This is a genomic window from Hirschia baltica ATCC 49814 (assembly GCF_000023785.1).
Taxonomy (GTDB): domain Bacteria; phylum Pseudomonadota; class Alphaproteobacteria; order Caulobacterales; family Hyphomonadaceae; genus Hirschia; species Hirschia baltica.
The window spans coordinates 1,397,564-1,415,137 of record NC_012982.1 but is presented as its reverse complement, the minus strand read 5'-3'; the positions used below and the strand labels follow the sequence as shown (position 1 = coordinate 1,415,137).

Genomic DNA, 17,574 nt, shown 5'->3' with positions numbered 1-17,574 from the left:
GCTCGCCTCTCTTATAATATAATGCGGAGAAGATTTGTGGCCGAAAACTTCACTTTTATATTCTTAATTTCTACAAACTAGAATTTCACTTCAGGGACGACTGAAAGGTCTGCGCGTGTTTCTTCGCCTAGGTCGAAGAATTCACGTTTACTAAAGCCCCACCCACCAGCAAGCATAACAGCAGGAAATTGCTCTATCGCTGTGTTGAAATCACCAACCGCAGAGTTGTAGAAACGGCGCGCTGCAGCGATTTTGTCTTCAATTTGAGATAGCTCGTTTTGAAGCTGAAGGAAGTTTGTATTGGCTTTTAAGTCTGGATAAGCTTCAGATAATGCAAACAATTTCCCCAAAGCGCCACTTAGCATACCTTCAGCAGCGCTGGCTTCGGCTGGACCATTTGCGGCGATCGCAGAGTTTCTTGCTGAAATAACCTGATCAAGTGTTTCCTGCTCGTGGGAAGCATAACCCTTCACAGTGTCAACAAGGTTTGGCACGAGGTTTTGGCGCAATTTCAACTGCACATCTATGCCAGAAAAGGACTCATTGCATTGCTGGCGCTTAGCGACAAGACCGTTGTAAAGCGCGATCAGATATATGACGATCAGCGCAATTACGCCCAAGGCGATATATAATGGCATCATCGTGTTTTCCCCTCAGATATGAAACACTTATTCATTAGGGAAAACTCTAAACACAAATTGCAAACAGTGCAAAAGCCTAACTGAATTTTCCAGTGCGGTTAAAGCCTTTAGGCGCTAATTTACCTGCTGCTGCGCGTTTTCCAAGCCAATCACGCCACTCATTGAGCGAGATATTGCGGCCACCTGTATCTTTCCAGAAGAAACCATCTTCAGAATCAAATGTGCAGATATCCATGAGTTGTTCATTGATAAGTCCGCTTTGTTTGTAATTTTGAAGCTTCACGCCTTTACCGCGCGCCATTTCTGGGAGTTCTTCAAGCGGGAAAAACAGGATTTTCTTATTGTCGCCAATAACGGCCACCATGTCGCCTTCAACACGCGGGCAGAACGCAAAAGTCGCGCCATCGGGTGGGTTTTGTATCACTTTGCCGCCGCGTTTTTGTGAGACGAGTTCTTCTTCATTCACGACAAAACCATAACCTGCTGTGGATGCAACAACACGTCTGTATCCAGTTTTTGGTGTGATAGTGGCGATTATCTCTTCATCTTCTGGTAAATCAATGGAGAGTCTGATCGGTTCACCATGACCGCGCCCGCTTGGCAATTTATCTGCCGCGAATGTGAATGCTTTACCGCCCGATGCCAACAACACAACTTTATCTGTCGTCTGACATTCCAACGTGAATGCGAGTTCATCTCCGTCTTTGAATTTGAGTTTATCCATCGCCTGATTGTGCCCTTTAAGCGCACGTATCCAACCCATTTTGGAGAGGATAACTGTGATCGGCTCTTTAGGGATCATGGCCTCAAGCGCCGCGTCGGCATCAATCTCAACGGCAACGCCAAATTTGGAGCGGCGGCGACCAAGGTCAGACTCTGGATCAAACACCTCACGCGCGATTTTTAACTGGCGTTTCACTTCCGTCCATTGGCGCGCTTCAGAACCGATAAGCTGCACGAGCTTGTCGCGCTCTTGAGTCAGCTTGTCGTGCTCGCCTTGGATTTCGATTTCTTCAAGTTTGCGCAATGCCCGCAAACGCATATTGAGGATAGCATCAGTTTGAATTTCAGAGAGCTTGAACGCCTTCATCAATTCTTCTTTTGGGTGATCTTCATAACGGATGATGCGGATCACTTCATCAATGTTGAGATAGGCTTTTAAATACCCTTCAAGAATGTGCAGACGCGCTTCGATTTTATCGAGGCGGTGCTGGGCGCGGCGCACAATCACTTCCTGACGGTGAGCCAAATAACATTGAAGCACCTGCTTCAAGCCCATCACGCGCGGCACATTATGGTCCAGCACATTCATGTTGAGCGAGAAGCGCGATTCTAGGTCTGACATTTTATACAAGCTGGCCATCAAAACATCTGGATCAACCAGCTTGTTGCGCGGCACAAGCACAACGCGAATGTCTTCGGCGCTTTCATCCATCACATCATCAAGAAGCGGTGCTTTTTTGGTCTCGATTAGTTCAGCAAGACGTTCGATGAGTTTGGATTTTTGCACCTGATAAGGAATTTCGGTGACAACGATCTGCCAAAGGCCGCGAGGCAAATCTTCTTTTTCCCATTTACAGCGCATACGGAAACCGCCGCGCCCTGTTTCATAGGCTTTGAGAATGCTGTCTTCGTCCTCAACGATTTCACCGCCCGTTGGAAAATCTGGACCCGGCATGATTTTAACAAGGTCAGCAGTTGTCGCGCTTTTGTTTTCGATCAAATGGATACATGCATCAATGGTTTCAGCTGCATTGTGTGGCGGAATGCTGGTCGCCATCCCCACAGCAATACCAGATGAACCATTACACAATAAATTTGGGAAACCAGACGCCAAGACAACCGGCTCTTTATCGCCGCCATCATAAGTCTCTTTAAAATCTACCGCGTTTTCATCCAGCCCTTCAAGCAATAGCTGGGCGGCAGGTGTTAGACGCGATTCTGTATAACGCATGGCGGCTGCGCTATCGCCGTCAATATTCCCAAAATTGCCCTGCCCATCCACAAGCGGATAACGCACGTTGAAATCTTGAGCCAAACGCACAAGCGCATCATAAATGGAAGCATCACCGTGGGGGTGGTATTTACCAATCACATCCCCAACCACACGCGCAGACTTTTTAAACGCCAATTCTGGGTTTAGCTTCAGCAAGCGCATGGCATACATCAAACGGCGGTGAACAGGCTTTAGCCCATCGCGCACATCCGGCAAGGCACGAGACGTGATGGTTGACAAAGCATAAGCAAGGTAGCGCTTGGAAAGCGCATCTGACATGGGTTCTTCGATTATACCATTGTCTTGGTCATCAGTCTTGAATTCATCGCTCATGGAGGATCTTACGCTTGTCTTCTGATTTGATTTGGGTGTTTTGATTCTTAACCATATTGTCTAAGACGAATTGTTCCAACCGCCAAGAGTGGTTAAGGGTGGATGTTGTGAGTGGATGGATGCAACAAAATCCCATTTACGAAGCGCTGAGTAAATATGAGTGGCGAAATTGTTTCTCAATCTATCGAAACCACCGCTGACCATCAAGGACAAGCGGCAAAGGTTCTGGATAACCATTCTTCCATTTTAAATAGGCAGCATTGATACTTGTGGAACAGCAAAAGTCTACAATTTTTTCTCTTGTTTGCCCCTCACACTTTGAGCCGAGAACAACATATTTAAGTGCATCAAAGAATGGAACGAAAATCGGATCTTTCGATTGTCCATACAGCATGATCCGGTACTCATTTTCATCCCGCCAATCGAGATGTTTTGTAAACAGTAGTTCTCGATAATGTTTCTCAACATGATATTGAGCATAGTCATAGCGCGACAAATTTCTATATTCTGTGCCGTCAATAGTGAAAGCATTCTGTCGCGCTATATTACCATTAGGTTTTCGATTGGCATACTCAACTTTACCATCGATCAACCTTAAATTTTGTTTGACACCAAAAGCCTTAAAGTTCCTCAACAATTTTTGTGTATCGAACACCAAACATACACCGGAATGGTCTCCTCCGTATTGAGCCCACATACGAGGCCTAGAAAACCCACGTTTGTAGGTAACATCAAAATGGTCTAGCTCTCCATCTGACAGAGAATGAAGTTCATCTCGGCAAAATGAAGTTAACCTTGAATAAGTCCGTATATCATCGTTCAGGCGCGCACTACCTTTCAAAAACTCATCGTTTATCGGGTTCAACCAATCAAATTCCCAAGTTGTGCTCTCCCTCGGATCATTCATTTTATCTAAGGAGTTCATTTTTAACTTCATGCTTGGAGCAATGAAGTCATTAAATATTTCAGCTTTGGTGTAATGATAAAGAAGACTAAGCTCTTTTTTAGCACCAAATAACAGGTTGTCGGTGTGCAAAGGTTTCATCTTTAGCAAATCATCCCCCTACTTCCGATTCATAGGCTGTCTTATATGGCGGCCGACCTTTTTGTGTTCGGGCACATTGGGTTTGGCACCCATATAATTACCTTGGGCTGTCGCAGTTGGTTTTGGGGCTGTTTGTACTTGTTCTTTTGTGTGTAAAATTCGGCCTGATTTTTCCAAGCGTTCCAGCATGAGATAGCGCGCTTCGGGTGCGTCGCGGTTGATGTCTGCAAAGAGGCGGCGCGTGAGGAAATAGCCGGTTAGTTTAAATCCTGCGCCAATATCATAAGGGCTTGGCGGTGCTTTTGCATCTGTCAGAAAGGCCGGCAATGAGAGGAGCTTGTCTATATATTCTTCAGCTTCTGATCCGCGCACGGCGCAACCTGATTTGGGGCTAACATGGGTGAGCCCGTCATTGGCACCAGAGATAACGCATGTCTCTAGATTAAGCCCATAGCCCATTTGCTGTAGAAACCCCAATTCCCATTTGATGAAAATAGCTGGCCAAATATCCGGCTCGCCCATGACATCGAGGAGTGTTTCTGTGGCTTCGTACAGCCCATCTTTGGCCTCACCTTCTGGCAAGCCATCGCGTAAAATGGATGTGACCGCAGATAGACCAGCCAGCGCCAAAGGGTCTATCATGCAGCGGGCGGCGCGTTGATTTATGGCATCAGCCACAGAAAAATGACCAAGGCTGGATTCGGTTTTGGCTTTCCATTGCACATCTATAGTGTTGCCCGCTTCAATCATTGGACGTTTTTTTTGCGAGATACCGCCATAGACAAGCCCGCGCGTGCGACCACGGCTGGGCGTGAACACATCAAGGATCACATCTGTTTCACCAAATGTGCGTGCACCAAGAGATATTGCTGTATCGGACCATTCTGCCATATGGATATGGTTAAGCTGCATTGCGGATTTCGCAAGGTCGTTTTGCAAAGGATTGATGAAGTTTGTCGATTTGGATTGCTTTTTATAGCCCTATCCGCATAGGTTTTTCGCAAACATTCAAATTGGTTTTAAGGTCAGCTCATGCGTTTACTTATTTCAGCCGCCATCTCCGCTTGTATTGCTGCAAGCTCATTCAGCCTTCCGGCACATGCATGGGGCAAATTGGGCCACCGCGTGACGGGTGAGATTGCGGAAGGTTATCTTAGCGATCAGGCAAAAGTTGCTGTGGAAGCGATTCTCGGTGTTGAAGACATGGCTGAAGTGTCAACTTGGCCTGATTATATGCGCTCCAGTGATGATGAATTTTTCAAGCGCGAAGCCTTTCCGCTTCATTTTGTGACTGTACCAGACGAACAAACATATGCAGAAGCCGGCGCCCCAAAACAGGGCGATGCATTTACGGGTCTTGAGCGCTTTAAAGCTGTTCTGCAAAATAACGAATCTAGCGCTGAAGAATTGCGCCTTGCCCTGATCATGGTGATCCACATTGTCAGTGATCTACACCAACCTCTGCATGTCGGCAAAGGAGATGACTGGGGCGGCAATAAAGTGGAAATCATGTTTAAGGGTGAAGCATCAAACCTGCATGAAATCTGGGATGAAAAACTCGTTCAAGATGAAGAACTTTCTTATACAGAAATGGCGCACTGGTTAGACCGTAAAATGACACCTGAATTGGCGCAAGAATGGTATAATGCAGATCCGTCTGTATGGATTGCTGAGAGCAAGGAAATTCGCCCTAGCATCTATCCTAAAGACGGCGAAACTGATTTGTCTTGGCAATATATATATGACCACCGCCCTGTCATGCGCCAACGTTTGAGCCAATCAGGCGTACGTCTTGCGGCATATCTCAACGAAATTTTCGGAGAGTAAAACAACAATCACCAAAGGAAAAAGAGACTGTGCTTTTAGTAAGTCTCTTTTTTTACGGGTGGTTTGCAGCCTGTTGTCACGCAGTCTGAAATCAACTGGGCATATCTTGCATATCCAGCTTCATTCAAATGCAGAGAATCATCTGAATATTCTGTGATCATGACGCCATTGCCATCGTCAAACCCGTGATAAATATCTAGATATTTCACGTCTTTGTATTGAAGCATATCTTCAATGGCTGCGTTGGCGGCCTTAACTTCATTGGCTAGCCCAACGCCGCGCGGCAATATGGACAGCACGAAAATTTCTGTCTGCGGAAGATGCCAATATGTCTGATCGACAATCAACCCGATATTCTCAGCAATATGCTGACTATCATGGCCGAAATACAAATCATTTGTGCCTATTTTTATGAATAAACGGTCGGGTTTGTTTTTCCATATCTGAGATGTGCGCAGTAAAACACCGTCAGTAACATCCCAGCTTACACCATAATTGATGGTTTCAACTTCGGGGAATAATACGTCCAATGGTGCTAATTCAGTGATGCTATCGCCAAGGAATAATACACCCGAATTTGCCGGCGCGAGTTTGTCTATTTCTTTGAGGCGCCGCGCAACATGCTTTTTGCCATCACTGGGGAAACCTTCCCATACTTCAATGCCAGCACTTTCAACGGGAAGAATTTCAACTTTTTTCTCTACGACAATCTGACTTGTTTTTTGCGGAGTCGGGCTTTCCAGCGTTTCCCTTGTACATGAAACACCGCCTAGCATCATAAATATAGCTATAGCTATTTGACTATTTCTTTTAACCAACTCAACCTTCCCTCTAGATCGCGTTCAGTTTCATACTTTACTGATACTAAACAATCTAGTTGCCTCTTCTCACCTTGATGCCTACACGCTCTGTTATTAAATTGACAGAGTCACAATTTCATTCCTTCTGCAGGAGCCTGCATTCATGCCTATTCACACCAATATCGTCGATGCCATTGGCAACACACCGCTCATCAAGCTTCGCAAAGCATCTGAATTGACCGGTTGCACGATATTAGGAAAGGCAGAATTTTTAAATCCGGGCCAGTCCGTGAAAGATCGTGCAGCACTTTCAATTATCCGTGCAGCCGAAGCAGATGGATCTCTTAAGCCCGGCGGGACCATTATTGAAGGCACAGCGGGAAATACAGGTATTGGTTTAACTCTTGTCGCTAACGCATTGGGTTATAAAACAAAAATTGTAATGCCACGCACACAAAGTCAAGAAAAAAAGGATGCTATCCGCCTCCTTGGTGCTCAATTGGTTGAAGTGGATGCGGTGCCCTACAAAAATCCAAACAACTATATCCACTATTCTCGTCGACTTGCTGAAGAAGAAGCGAGCAAATCTGACAAGAGCGTTATCTGGGCCAACCAATTTGATAATATCGCTAACCGCCAAGCTCACATAGACACTACCGGCCCTGAAATCTGGCAACAGACTGAAGGTCAAGTTGACGGATTTATCTGTGCAGCCGGTTCGGGTGGAACAATTGCTGGTGTCGCTATGGCCTTAAAGGATCGCAATAAAGACATCCAATGTGCCCTAGCTGATCCAGGCGGTGCAGCCCTTTATGGTTACTATAAAAATGGTGAACTCAAATCTGAAGGCACATCCATTACCGAAGGTATTGGACAAGGACGGATCACGGCAAACCTAGAAGGTCTTGAACTCGATGACGCTTTTCGCATCACGGATGAAGTGGCGCTGGAAATTCTTTATGATCTTACGATAAATGAAGGCATGTGTCTGGGTGGTTCTGCAGGTATCAATATAGCCGGTGCTATCGAGCTAGCAAAAAGCATGGGACCGGGAAAAACCATCGTGACAATGCTATGTGACTATGGAAATCGCTATCAGTCAAAAATGTACAATCCTGTGTTTTTGAAAGAAAAAGGCCTACCAACTCCACCTTGGATGTAGAGTGGATTTCTAAGGGATTTTACAATGACCGAAATACACTTTGACTCACCGCTTGTATCTGCCCAATGGCTCAAAACCAACTGGGGGCGTAAAGGCCTTAAAATAGTGGATGCAACATATATGCTTCCATTCCTGAATCCTGAAAAATCGGGTGAGCAATTATTTGAAGACTGCCATATTCCTGATGCTGTGTTTTTCTCACTGGATGAAATCGCAGATGGAAGCAGTGACCTGCCCCATATGTTGCCCAATCCCATTCATTTTAGTGCCGAGATGTCTGCGCTTGGCATTTCCAATGATGATGCGGTTATTGTGTATGACCAAAATAATTGGATCGCCTCAGCGCGTGTATGGTGGACCTTTCGCGCAATGGGTCACACAAATGTCGCTGTCCTTAATGGTGGTTTGCAAGCATGGAAAGACGTGAATGGCGGCTTTGAACAAGGCCCTATACGCAAACCGCATTCAGGTGTGTATCAAGCAAACTTAAACGCTTCCCTCGTCGCAAATCTTGAAGAGATGCGCGCCCATGTGACGAAACAAAACAAGCAAATCATTGATGCCCGCAATTCAGCGCGTTTTCTTGGCGAAGCAGCTGAGCCTCGCGCCGGTTTAAAATCTGGGCATATGCCCGGCGCTTTTAATTTGCCGCATTCAGCATTGCTGCGCGATGACGGACATTTTCAGGATAGCGAAACCATAATTGATGTCCTAACTGAAATTGGTTTGGACTTGAATCAGCCCATCGTCACGACCTGTGGGTCAGGTGTCACTGCATCAATTCTAGCACTTGGTCTTGCGGTTATCGGACGAGAAGAAGTCGCTGTTTATGACGGATCATGGTCCGAGTGGGGCGGAACAGAATACTGCCCAGTCCACACAAAAGCTGATCTGGAAAGCTAGGTTTTATGAGTAAGAATAAAGACCACGCCCTATCCACCCGTATGATTCATAGTGGCCGTGATCCAGCCAAGCAATTGGGGGCAGTTAGCCCACCAATTCACCGCGCTTCAACCATCATCATCGAAAAAGCCGAAGACCTGTATGCGGACAATATCCGCACATATGGGATTGGCGGTATGCAAGTTCATGATGAGCTTAAAAACGCCTTGTGCGCGCTAGAAGATGCCGAGCATTGTTTGCTGACCGAGTCAGGTCTTCTTGCTTGCACGCTTCCTATCTTTGCACTTGTGGGTGCAGGTGAGCATATTTTGGTTCCAGATAATGTTTACAGCCCGACACGGCGCTATTGTAATCGCTCGTTAAAACGCACTGGCGGCAGCGTCACATATTATGACCCACTTATCGGCGCTGGTATTGCCGACCTTATCCAAGATAATACGCGGCTGATTATGATAGAAAGCCCCGGCTCTCTGACATTTGAACTACCCGATATTCGCGCGATTGTTGCAGCGGCTAAAGCGCGTGGTGTCGCAACAGCATTGGATAATTGCTGGGGATCTGGTGTTTATCTTCGCCCGCTCGATCTTGGCGTCGATATCTCAATTCTGGCGACGACAAAATACGCTGGTGGACATTCGGATTCGCTGTCTGGTGCTATTTTGATGAATGATGCAAAGATAGCGACCAAACTGCAAGAAGCATCCGCCGACCTTGGTCTTTGCACTTCTCCTGAGGACGCAAATATCGTGCTTCGCGGACTGCGGACAATGACCACGCGGTTAAAAGTGCATGAAGCCGCCGGATTGGAAATTGCAACATGGCTTCAAACCCGCGATGAAGTGAAAGCTGTCCTTCATCCAGCACTGCCTGAAAATCCATTCCATGCCATATGGAAACGGGATTTCACTGGTTCAGCCGGTCTATTTGCATTTGAACTTAAGCCTTGCTCGCAGCAGGATGTCATTAATTTCCTTAATGCATTTGAGATATTCGGGCTTGGTTTCTCCTATGGCGGATTTGAAAGTCTCGTTGTCAATTGTGATCCGCAATTATCCTTTAGGGGTAACAAAAAAAGCCAATTTGAAGGCCCGCTTATTCGGCTCGCCATCGGACTTGAGGATATCAATGATCTCAAGGCCGATCTTGAAAATGCGTTTGCGGTTCTAAATTATTAGAGCTGCAAAGCGGTATTTATTGAGCCGTTGGAATCGCGCAGATATCATCTTTTGTCGGCGGCACATAAACAGGACTATTTTTACACACATCACCCAAAATATTACGCAACCACATGGCACCAGGGTCTGAATTCAAGCGACGGCTCCAATACAGGCGCAAATGAAAGTGTGGAAACTCAACAGGTGGCTGAACAGCTATTAACCCACCGCGATGCACATAGCGATGTGCAAGGCGCGATGGCGATAATGCCACCATATCAGTATCTCTCACTGTTTCTGCGATAGATGTGTGATGAGAAGATGTTAGCGCCACTCTGCGGCGTAGGCCATTTTCTGCCAGCAAATCATCAATGCGTGTATGACTATCCCCACGTGTTGAGAAGACAATATGCGTGAGATCAGCATAGGCATCCAACGTCATTTCCTGACACATTTTAGGATGGTTGGCACGCATGATCAGCACAAACTTCTCTTCTAGCATAGGTGAGAAATTGATACGTTTGGGTGGCTCGGTGCCGCTGAAGAACAAAAAGTCGAGATCACCAGAATCCAGTGCATCATAGGTCTCGCCCAATTTTACCGGAGAAATTCTCAAATCAACGCGCGGTGCTTTTTTACGCAGGTCTTCCATAAGAGGTGGCAAGACGACATGATCAAAATAGTCCATCGCCCCGATACGGAAAGTACGCTCGGACACTGTTGGATCAAAACTATCATGTGACGCCAATGTCCGCTCAACATGGCGAAGGGCTTCGCGCACATCAATGGCGATTTCAGAACAGCGTTCTGTTGGGTCAACACCAGAAGGCGTGCGAATGAATAATTCATCGCCGAAAGTTTCACGCAATCGGGAAAGTGCATTTGAAACGGCAGGTTGGGTCACATTTAAACGGCGCGCTGCTCGTGTTACATTTCTCTCTCGCCACAAAGCATCGAATGTATTGAGAAGATTTAGATCGAATTTCTTATCCATAATATATTCCAGCGCCCTTTAATGCCTTTGATAAGGCATGTTCGCACATGGATTATGAATCACATGCACATGCATTATCATCAACAATGATAACGCCGGCGCGATATTTCACAATACCAAAGTAAATTTAGGGAAAGCTCAAAAGGCAGTGGAGACGTTTAGGTAACGATAAAATCGACTTGATCTTCAAACAATCGCACGGCTGTTAGCTTGCTGGTCATGTAAGCACCCGTATCAATACTGATACGACGAAAATCACGATGCGGTGCATTTATGGGCGTGTGTCCGTGAACCACGACCTTATCAAATGCCTCTTTGTGATAGAGAAAATCATCACGTATCCACATCAAATCTTTTTCTGACTGCTCTTCCAGTTTTTTCCCGGGACGCAGACCAGCGTGAACAAAGACATAATCTCCCAAGACGAGACACACTTCTAAACTCTCTAAGAAGCTGCGGTGGTTGAGAGGCATATTGTCGATAAGATCCTGACGCGCTTTCGCCCATCCATCAAAATTGTCGCGTCCGCGTGGAGGTTGGACATTATAAGAAACGAGCGTTTCAACCCCTCCATACTGAGCCCATCTTTCTCCGATACCAGAATTGGACAGAAAATCGAGGAAGGTTTCTTCATGGTTTCCACGCAAGAAGCGCAAATCAAACTCAGAATATTCTTCACTCACAAGCAAATCTATAACTTGCTTGGACTGAAAGCCCCTATCCACATAATCACCAAGAAAGACAATCGCATTGCGGGTTTCAGGGTCATTGCTCTGAGCAACATCCTCACGGATTTTTTCCATGAGCTTCCTGAGCAAATCGGCGCGTCCATGAATATCTCCAACTGCATAGACGCGCGTACCTTCCGGTACTCGCGTTTCACGCAATGGAATATTTAGAGCTTCTTCAGTGGATAGACTATTTGGATCTTTTTTAGCCAATTTTTTATCGGAAAAGACATTTCTCCATAACTGATAGGATCGCGCAACGGCATCGCGTCGGCGTTCTAAAAACCAGTCATTTAAATCTTCCCAATTTGGCATCGACCTGCGTCTAAGCTCCTTAAACTTCAATTACTCATTCAATCCCGAACTCAAACAAAGAGTTATGGTTGATAATCATAGAGCAAAAACCACGCCAACCATTATGTCTTTTATACAGATCAGTCTACTGAACTTGGAATACGCCCATTTATTGACGAATACAGCCCCAATTTATGTCACAGAAGATATATTTCAACGATCAGACATAATCTGACTTAAGCCCTTTCTAACGCATATAGCTCAATAAAAATTAAATGGATTTAATTAAAATAGTGAGGTCTCTGCAAAAGAAAATACAATTATACAGTTATTTAAAGGGTTTTTTTTGGGTAAATCTAAGATACATGTTAATCAGTGGCATAGACATTAACATGCCATAGTTTTTGCTTACTAAGGGTAGCACACCCTATGTTCAAGAAGGTCTTATTTTATGATCCGCTTTATTCTTATTATTCTTGCCATTTTTGCGGTTCTTATTGGTGGTCTCGTTGCTGCCGTTCATTTCATTCCTTCTTCCGCCTACAAAGACAAAATAGAAACAGTCGCCGAGTCTGCGCTAGGACGTGATGTCACCATTAACGGAGATATCAAACTTAGACTTTTCCCTAAAATTACCGCGTCTGCCGGTCAAACAGTGATCGCCAACCCTAAAGGGTTTGGAGATAGTGATTTTGCATCAATGACTGAGCTGCGCGCTGCGGTTAAAATCCTTCCATTGCTATCGCAGAAAGTGGAAATCGACGAGTTTATACTTGTTGACCCGAAACTTTCACTTGTGAAATTGGAAAATGGCGAAAACAACTGGACTTTCTCGTCAACATCAACTGACTCACCTGCTCCAGAAGATGAGACTCCAACCAATCCAGACGCTGTGCAAGCTCGCCTTGGTGATGTCCGCCTCGTCAATGGTGATTTGTCTTATGATGACAGGCAGGCAGGGCAAACACATACACTCACTAAATTGAATATCCTTATCAAGCTGCCAGAAATAAACGGCCCATTGGGTGTGGATGGTGATGGTATTCTCGATGAATTGCCGTTCGAGTTGAACGCTGATGTTGAAAATTTACAAAAGCTTTTAGAGGGTGTCTCCACACCCGTGAATGCTGATCTAAAAACAGACCTTGCAACAACAGGCTTTAATGGAAATATCGTTCTTGGCGATGTAATCGGACTTGATTTAACAGCCAACGCCGAAGTTCCCGACCTTCAAGCCTTCGCTGATTTCATGAAAATAGAAATACCCGGTGCTAAAGCGCTGGGCAAAGCCAATGTAAAAGCCAAAGTCGACGGTCAAGTTGGTGCACTCATTCTTAGTGATGTCATCTTAAAACACTCTAGTGATTTGCTGAAAATTGATTTCACAGGCGGTGCCAATGTCGGTGAGAAAATAGCATTCAAAGGTGACCTTGATTTCAACGCCCCGAACCTAAGAGCCCTTGCCCAGACTGCTGATGTTGTTTTGCCAGAAGGTGACATTTATCGCAGCTTTTCTTTAGACGGTCAGACACAAGGCTCGCTCGACTCAGTGTCGCTATCAAACGCAACACTCAAGTTTGATGATATCGTCGGCACGGGAAACATGCTGCTTAACCTCTCAGGCGCTAAACCAAAGCTGACAGGTAATTTGAAAACCAACACAATTAATGCCACAAATTATGCGGCAGCCTCTGGCGCAACCGAAAAGCCTAAATCCACAAACAAAACGGATGGGTGGCAAGACATTCCTCTTGACCTATCTCCTCTAAAATCCGTCGATGTTGATCTTAAAATCGAGGCCGAAGGTCTGAAATTCCAAGGCATAGATATTGGCAAGACTTTGCTTAATACCACAATCATAAACGGTAAGCTTGTCGCCGACCTGACAGAAACATCCCTATATGGTGGTAAAGGGACAGCCAAAATCGTTGCAGATGCATCAGCAGCGACGCCAAAAGTTGAGATGATAGCGAGTTTGAATGCATTAAACGCAGCGCCCTTCCTTGGGGCTGTCGCTGATTTTGACAAAGTTGAAGGTGTTGGTGGTTTCAACATTTCGATAAATGGAACTGGCGCTTCAATGTCCAGCATTATGAGTTCACTCTCAGGTGCGGGTGCATTCAAGTTTGATGATGGTGCCATAAAGGGACTGAATGCGGCTCAGCTCATGCGGTCAGCCACAGAGTTTCTAAATACAGGCACAATCCCTAGCGCGTTATCTGAAGAACAAGAAACAGATTTCACAGAGTTTGCGGCTGATTTCAATATTAATAAAGGTGTGGCTTCAACCAACGCTTTCAACTTTGTAACCCCAGGCTTAGAGATCCCAGGCCAAGGTCAACTCGACCTTGGAAACCGTACACTTTCATTGAGCATGTTCCCAAAATCAGGTGATAAATCACTCGGGATAAACGGATTTGCACCGCCCATTAAAATATCCGGTAGTTGGAATAAATTGTCAGTTGGTCTGGATCAAGACTGGTTAAAGGAACAACTGACTCAACAGCTCAAAAATGAAGCGCAAAACCTTATTCAAAAGGAATTGGGACTAGATAAAGCTCTTGGTGGTAATACAGGCAATATTCTAGGCAGCGGCAAAGAAGCAGATGATGCTCGCAAAGAAGCCATTGGCAATGCGCTTGGAAATGCGTTGGGCATTAAGAAGCCAGCGGCTACACCGGCTCCGACAGCAACACCTTCTCCGACTGCAACAGCAGATTCAGCAACCAGCTCGACTGAAACAGTTGGACCTGAAGAAGAGATCGATGAAGAGGAAAAGTCCATAGAAGAGCAATTAGAAGAAGAAGCGAAGAAAAAGCTTCGCGATCTTTTCAAATAGAGCTCATTTTCTGAATCGACCGACTCAATAAGGACTGCTACCAAAGATGTTATGAAAATTGCGTCTTGGAATGTAAACTCGGTGAATGCACGCTTACCGACCGTGCTTGAGGTTTTGAAAAACCTTGAGCTTGATGTTGTGTGCTTTCAGGAAATTAAATGTATTGATGACAATTTCCCGCGCCTCGAAATTGAGGACATGGGATATAACATCATCACACATGGTCAAAAAAGCTATAATGGCGTGGCGATCCTCTCAAAACACCCGATTGAGGATGTTCAAATTGGATTGCCGGGGGATGATGAGGATGATCAAGCCCGCTATATAGAAGCTCTTATTATGGGCGAAACGCCTGTGCGTGTTGCCTCGATATACCTGCCCAATGGCAACCCTTTCCCCGGCCCTAAGTTTGACTACAAACTCGCTTGGATGGACCGCCTGAATGCACGCGCAAAAGAATTGCTCTCCTATGAAGAAGCGGTCGTTTTGGCTGGAGATTACAATTGTATTCCTCGTGATGAGGATTGTTACGATCCTGCCGCATGGGTAGATGATGCGCTTGCCCAGCCTGAAACGCGCGGCAAGTTTCGTGAACTTCAATGGATGGGATATACTGAAGGCTTTGCCGCACGTGATAATCGCGGCCACCAATATACATTCTGGGATTATCAGGCCGGTGCTTGGCAAAAAGACAATGGTATCAGAATTGACCATTTGCTTTGCAGTCCGCAAGCTGCGGACAAATTAAAATCAGTATCCATTTATAAAGATGCGCGCGGCATGACAAAACCATCAGACCATGTGCCAATTATAGGTGAATTCGAGCTATGACGGCCCTGCCTGAACCCATTGATGTCACAAACAGCCCAGATACGATGTGGCAAGCTATCAAGCGTACAATAAAGGGTTGTTGCCCCAATTGCGGGCAAGGAAAATTATGGGCAAAATACATCAAACAAGTTGAGCATTGCGACAATTGCAGCGCTCACTTAGGCGCGGTGCGCGCAGATGATGGCCCAGCATGGCTGACCATCTTGATCGTTGGGCATATCTGGTCACCTATTCTGGTTCTTGTGACACGGTACGACATTCCTATGTGGTTTCTGTTTCCTGCACTTATGTTCAGTGCACTTGCTTCATGTTTGGTGGTTTTACCATTCGCCAAAGCGATATTCATCGGTGCAATCTGGAAATCGCAAGCTGGTGATCAAGCACACGACTGATCATTTTGCGCAGCTAGATGATGTAACCTCACACAATTAAAATGTTTGATTTAAAGCTTTTTGGAAGCGATCAAAATCTTCAATATGTGGAAGGTGACCAAGATCATCTAATTCAATCACATGAATGCTTGGATTGCGCGCTTTAACTTGATCGCCCAATTGATCATACCGTCCTAATTCATAATCAATGCCGGATTTTTTCCAATTGCGCCCTGGGCCTGTGCGATCACGCGTACCCAAAATTAAAGTGACGGGCATTTTGAAATCATCAAATTCTTCAATCACTGGACCGCTAAAAATCATATCATATGTGCGTGCGCTCACCTGCGCTAAGAGCGACCAATCTGGACCATTCACCCAGCCGACGAGCGGAATGGTGAGGGCTTCATATTCCTCATTCCAAGCGCCATCGTAATAGTTTTTCTGCTGATAAGCGGCAATTTTCTCTGGCTTTTGACCAAGCTCATTTTGATAGAAAAAATCAACGTCTTTATATTCGACATAGTGCAAGTAATTTTCTAATCCGATCGGATTTACCAGCGTCAATTTCTCTGTTGCCTCAGGGTATTGCAAAGCAAATCGAGACGCCAACATCCCTCCCATAGAATGACCAATAATGTGAGATGATTGAATATCTAAATGATTTAACAGCGCTTTTGTATTATTCGCTAATGCTGGAAAACTATATTGGTAATTGATTGGTTTAGACGATTTTCCAAACCCAATCTGATCCGGCATTAAAACACCATAGCCTAATCCATGCAGATATGCCGCCGTTTGCTGCCAGTAAGCGCCATTAAAGTTTTTCCCATGCAATAGCGTGATAATGCCTTTAGATTCTTCTACCGCAGGCAAATACATATAGGCCATTTCCAGATTTTGGCCTTGAGAAGAGAATTGAAATGTTTGTACCTCAAACGGATATGGGTATTTTTCTAGCGACTTCCCATAAGAGATTTTAGCGTCCGACACTTTAGGCTCAGCTATAACAGACGAAGTCAGACACGCAGTTAAAGCGAAACAAGTGCAAAATGCCCTCAGCATTGAAAGATGTTTATTTCGTCTCATAACGCCTGCTCTTTTCATCTCTGACTATATCCGTTTTCACAAAAAACTCGCCAAACATATAGCTCAGCGAGTGATTGATAAATCTAGTAATTTTCTAATTTAGCCAATGCATTTGGTGTTAAATGCTGTTGTCTTTTCATTATAAGCTTCAGCTTTTTCCATCAGCGACACATTCATCAATTCAAGTTTGCTTTTTGCCTCTTCAGCTTGAGCGTGATGCTCTTCTACACTAGCTTCATATCCGGCTTTTTCGTCTTTCGTCATCTTGATAACACCAGTCTCAAGATTGGCCAATTCAGCCTTCGCCGCAGCGCGTTCATTATTGTGCAATTCAAACGTTGCGACAATCTCTTCACGGTCAGCTTGCATGCCGACAATCTCATTACCAACATTGACTAATTCTTTTTGCATGGACGAACATGATCCAGCATGAGCAGTTCCAGCAAGTGCAAGAGCAGAGACACTGACGATGAAAAATTTAGATGCGTTGCGCAATTGAAAAGTCATATGTATCTCCGTTCAAAATTGTATTTCTCTAGGCTAAACTTATAAAGTCTCACCTGAATA

At 45.2% G+C, this 17,574-nt stretch carries 16 protein-coding genes; 7 read left to right on the top strand and 9 right to left on the bottom strand.

The window, feature by feature from the left end; translation table 11 throughout:
- Positions 1–77 precede the first annotated feature (77 nt).
- From HBAL_RS06735 to recO, 4 genes are all read right to left on the bottom strand, one after another.
- Positions 78–641, bottom strand: coding sequence for a LemA family protein (locus tag HBAL_RS06735; RefSeq protein WP_015827189.1), 564 nt, complete (start codon positions 639–641; stop codon positions 78–80).
- Between the two features lie 76 nt (positions 642–717).
- Positions 718–2,970, bottom strand: a complete 2,253-nt coding sequence (gene parC / locus HBAL_RS06730; protein WP_015827188.1) for a DNA topoisomerase IV subunit A — start codon at positions 2,968–2,970, stop codon at positions 718–720.
- A gap of 181 nt (positions 2,971–3,151) precedes the next feature.
- Positions 3,152–4,015, bottom strand: a complete 864-nt coding sequence (locus HBAL_RS06725) for a DUF2971 domain-containing protein (RefSeq protein WP_015827187.1) — start codon at positions 4,013–4,015, stop codon at positions 3,152–3,154.
- Positions 4,016–4,033: 18 nt separating this feature from the next.
- The gene (gene recO / locus HBAL_RS06720) at positions 4,034–4,927 is read right to left on the bottom strand and encodes a DNA repair protein RecO (RefSeq protein ID WP_233356761.1); all 894 of its coding nucleotides are present in this window, start codon (positions 4,925–4,927) and stop codon (positions 4,034–4,036) included.
- Between the two features lie 120 nt (positions 4,928–5,047).
- Here recO and HBAL_RS06715 point away from each other — a divergent pair, with 120 nt between their 5' ends.
- Positions 5,048–5,842 (top strand): S1/P1 nuclease, encoded by a 795-nt coding sequence (locus HBAL_RS06715; RefSeq protein ID WP_015827185.1) that lies wholly within the window; start codon positions 5,048–5,050, stop codon positions 5,840–5,842.
- A 35-nt stretch (positions 5,843–5,877) separates the two neighbouring features.
- Here HBAL_RS06715 and HBAL_RS06710 read toward each other — a convergent pair whose 3' ends face one another.
- On the bottom strand, positions 5,878–6,621 hold the full coding sequence (locus HBAL_RS06710; protein ID WP_041301460.1) for a GDSL-type esterase/lipase family protein: 744 nt from the start codon (positions 6,619–6,621) through the stop codon (positions 5,878–5,880).
- Between the two features lie 184 nt (positions 6,622–6,805).
- On the opposite strand from HBAL_RS06710, the gene HBAL_RS06705 reads away from it, so the two are divergent.
- From HBAL_RS06705 to metC, 3 genes are read left to right on the top strand one after another with little or no spacing between them, the layout of a single operon-like run.
- Positions 6,806–7,804 carry a cysteine synthase A gene (locus HBAL_RS06705; RefSeq protein WP_015827183.1) on the top strand — a complete coding sequence of 333 codons (999 nt, stop codon included), beginning with the start codon at positions 6,806–6,808 and terminating at the stop codon, positions 7,802–7,804.
- 24 nt (positions 7,805–7,828) lie between these two features.
- A complete protein-coding gene (locus HBAL_RS06700; RefSeq protein WP_015827182.1) occupies positions 7,829–8,707 on the top strand; it encodes a sulfurtransferase in 879 nt (292 codons plus the stop codon).
- A gap of 5 nt (positions 8,708–8,712) precedes the next feature.
- The gene (gene metC / locus HBAL_RS06695) at positions 8,713–9,882 is read left to right on the top strand and encodes a cystathionine beta-lyase (protein WP_015827181.1); all 1,170 of its coding nucleotides are present in this window, start codon (positions 8,713–8,715) and stop codon (positions 9,880–9,882) included.
- Positions 9,883–9,898: 16 nt separating this feature from the next.
- Here the strand turns inward: metC and HBAL_RS06690 are convergent, their stop codons facing one another.
- Positions 9,899–10,855, bottom strand: coding sequence for a LysR family transcriptional regulator (locus HBAL_RS06690; protein ID WP_015827180.1), 957 nt, complete (start codon positions 10,853–10,855; stop codon positions 9,899–9,901).
- Positions 10,856–11,013: 158 nt separating this feature from the next.
- Complete coding sequence (locus HBAL_RS06685; RefSeq protein ID WP_015827179.1) at positions 11,014–11,898, bottom strand: metallophosphoesterase family protein; 885 nt, start codon at positions 11,896–11,898, stop codon at positions 11,014–11,016.
- Between the two features lie 430 nt (positions 11,899–12,328).
- On the opposite strand from HBAL_RS06685, the gene HBAL_RS06680 reads away from it, so the two are divergent.
- Genes HBAL_RS06680 through HBAL_RS06670 form a run of 3 tightly spaced genes read left to right on the top strand, consistent with a single transcriptional unit; the run spans position 12,329 to position 15,939 of the window.
- Entirely contained in the window at positions 12,329–14,716 is a 2,388-nt protein-coding gene (locus tag HBAL_RS06680; protein ID WP_015827178.1) for an AsmA family protein, read from the top strand.
- A gap of 51 nt (positions 14,717–14,767) precedes the next feature.
- Entirely contained in the window at positions 14,768–15,547 is a 780-nt protein-coding gene (gene xth / locus HBAL_RS06675) for an exodeoxyribonuclease III (protein WP_015827177.1), read from the top strand.
- Entirely contained in the window at positions 15,544–15,939 is a 396-nt protein-coding gene (locus tag HBAL_RS06670) for a DUF983 domain-containing protein (RefSeq protein WP_015827176.1), read from the top strand. The genes xth and HBAL_RS06670 overlap by 4 nt, the downstream gene beginning before the upstream one ends.
- 36 nt (positions 15,940–15,975) lie before the next feature.
- Here the strand turns inward: HBAL_RS06670 and HBAL_RS06665 are convergent, their stop codons facing one another.
- Complete coding sequence (locus HBAL_RS06665) at positions 15,976–17,007, bottom strand: alpha/beta fold hydrolase (RefSeq protein WP_149037377.1); 1,032 nt, start codon at positions 17,005–17,007, stop codon at positions 15,976–15,978.
- Positions 17,008–17,106: 99 nt separating this feature from the next.
- Positions 17,107–17,514: a hypothetical protein gene (locus HBAL_RS06660; protein WP_015827174.1), complete on the bottom strand. Its 408-nt coding sequence runs from the start codon at positions 17,512–17,514 to the stop codon at positions 17,107–17,109.
- Between the last annotated feature and the right edge of the window lie 60 nt (positions 17,515–17,574).

What these genes read in the sequence shown, in the direction of transcription:
- HBAL_RS06725 (WP_015827187.1), bottom strand. Translation starts at nt 4,015, where the DNA reads ATGAAACCTTTGCACACCGACAACCTGTTATTTGGTGCTAAAAAAGAG.
- HBAL_RS06700 (WP_015827182.1), top strand. Translation starts at nt 7,829, where the DNA reads ATGACCGAAATACACTTTGACTCACCGCTTGTATCTGCCCAATGGCTC.
- xth (WP_015827177.1), top strand. Translation starts at nt 14,768, where the DNA reads ATGAAAATTGCGTCTTGGAATGTAAACTCGGTGAATGCACGCTTACCG.
- parC (WP_015827188.1), bottom strand. Translation starts at nt 2,970, where the DNA reads ATGAGCGATGAATTCAAGACTGATGACCAAGACAATGGTATAATCGAA.
- HBAL_RS06735 (WP_015827189.1), bottom strand. Translation starts at nt 641, where the DNA reads ATGATGCCATTATATATCGCCTTGGGCGTAATTGCGCTGATCGTCATA.
- HBAL_RS06710 (WP_041301460.1), bottom strand. Translation starts at nt 6,621, where the DNA reads ATGATGCTAGGCGGTGTTTCATGTACAAGGGAAACGCTGGAAAGCCCG.
- HBAL_RS06685 (WP_015827179.1), bottom strand. Translation starts at nt 11,898, where the DNA reads ATGCCAAATTGGGAAGATTTAAATGACTGGTTTTTAGAACGCCGACGC.
- metC (WP_015827181.1), top strand. Translation starts at nt 8,713, where the DNA reads ATGAGTAAGAATAAAGACCACGCCCTATCCACCCGTATGATTCATAGT.
- HBAL_RS06705 (WP_015827183.1), top strand. Translation starts at nt 6,806, where the DNA reads ATGCCTATTCACACCAATATCGTCGATGCCATTGGCAACACACCGCTC.
- recO (WP_233356761.1), bottom strand. Translation starts at nt 4,927, where the DNA reads ATGCAGCTTAACCATATCCATATGGCAGAATGGTCCGATACAGCAATA.
- HBAL_RS06670 (WP_015827176.1), top strand. Translation starts at nt 15,544, where the DNA reads ATGACGGCCCTGCCTGAACCCATTGATGTCACAAACAGCCCAGATACG.
- HBAL_RS06660 (WP_015827174.1), bottom strand. Translation starts at nt 17,514, where the DNA reads ATGACTTTTCAATTGCGCAACGCATCTAAATTTTTCATCGTCAGTGTC.
- HBAL_RS06665 (WP_149037377.1), bottom strand. Translation starts at nt 17,007, where the DNA reads ATGAGACGAAATAAACATCTTTCAATGCTGAGGGCATTTTGCACTTGT.
- HBAL_RS06690 (WP_015827180.1), bottom strand. Translation starts at nt 10,855, where the DNA reads ATGGATAAGAAATTCGATCTAAATCTTCTCAATACATTCGATGCTTTG.
- HBAL_RS06715 (WP_015827185.1), top strand. Translation starts at nt 5,048, where the DNA reads ATGCGTTTACTTATTTCAGCCGCCATCTCCGCTTGTATTGCTGCAAGC.
- HBAL_RS06680 (WP_015827178.1), top strand. Translation starts at nt 12,329, where the DNA reads ATGATCCGCTTTATTCTTATTATTCTTGCCATTTTTGCGGTTCTTATT.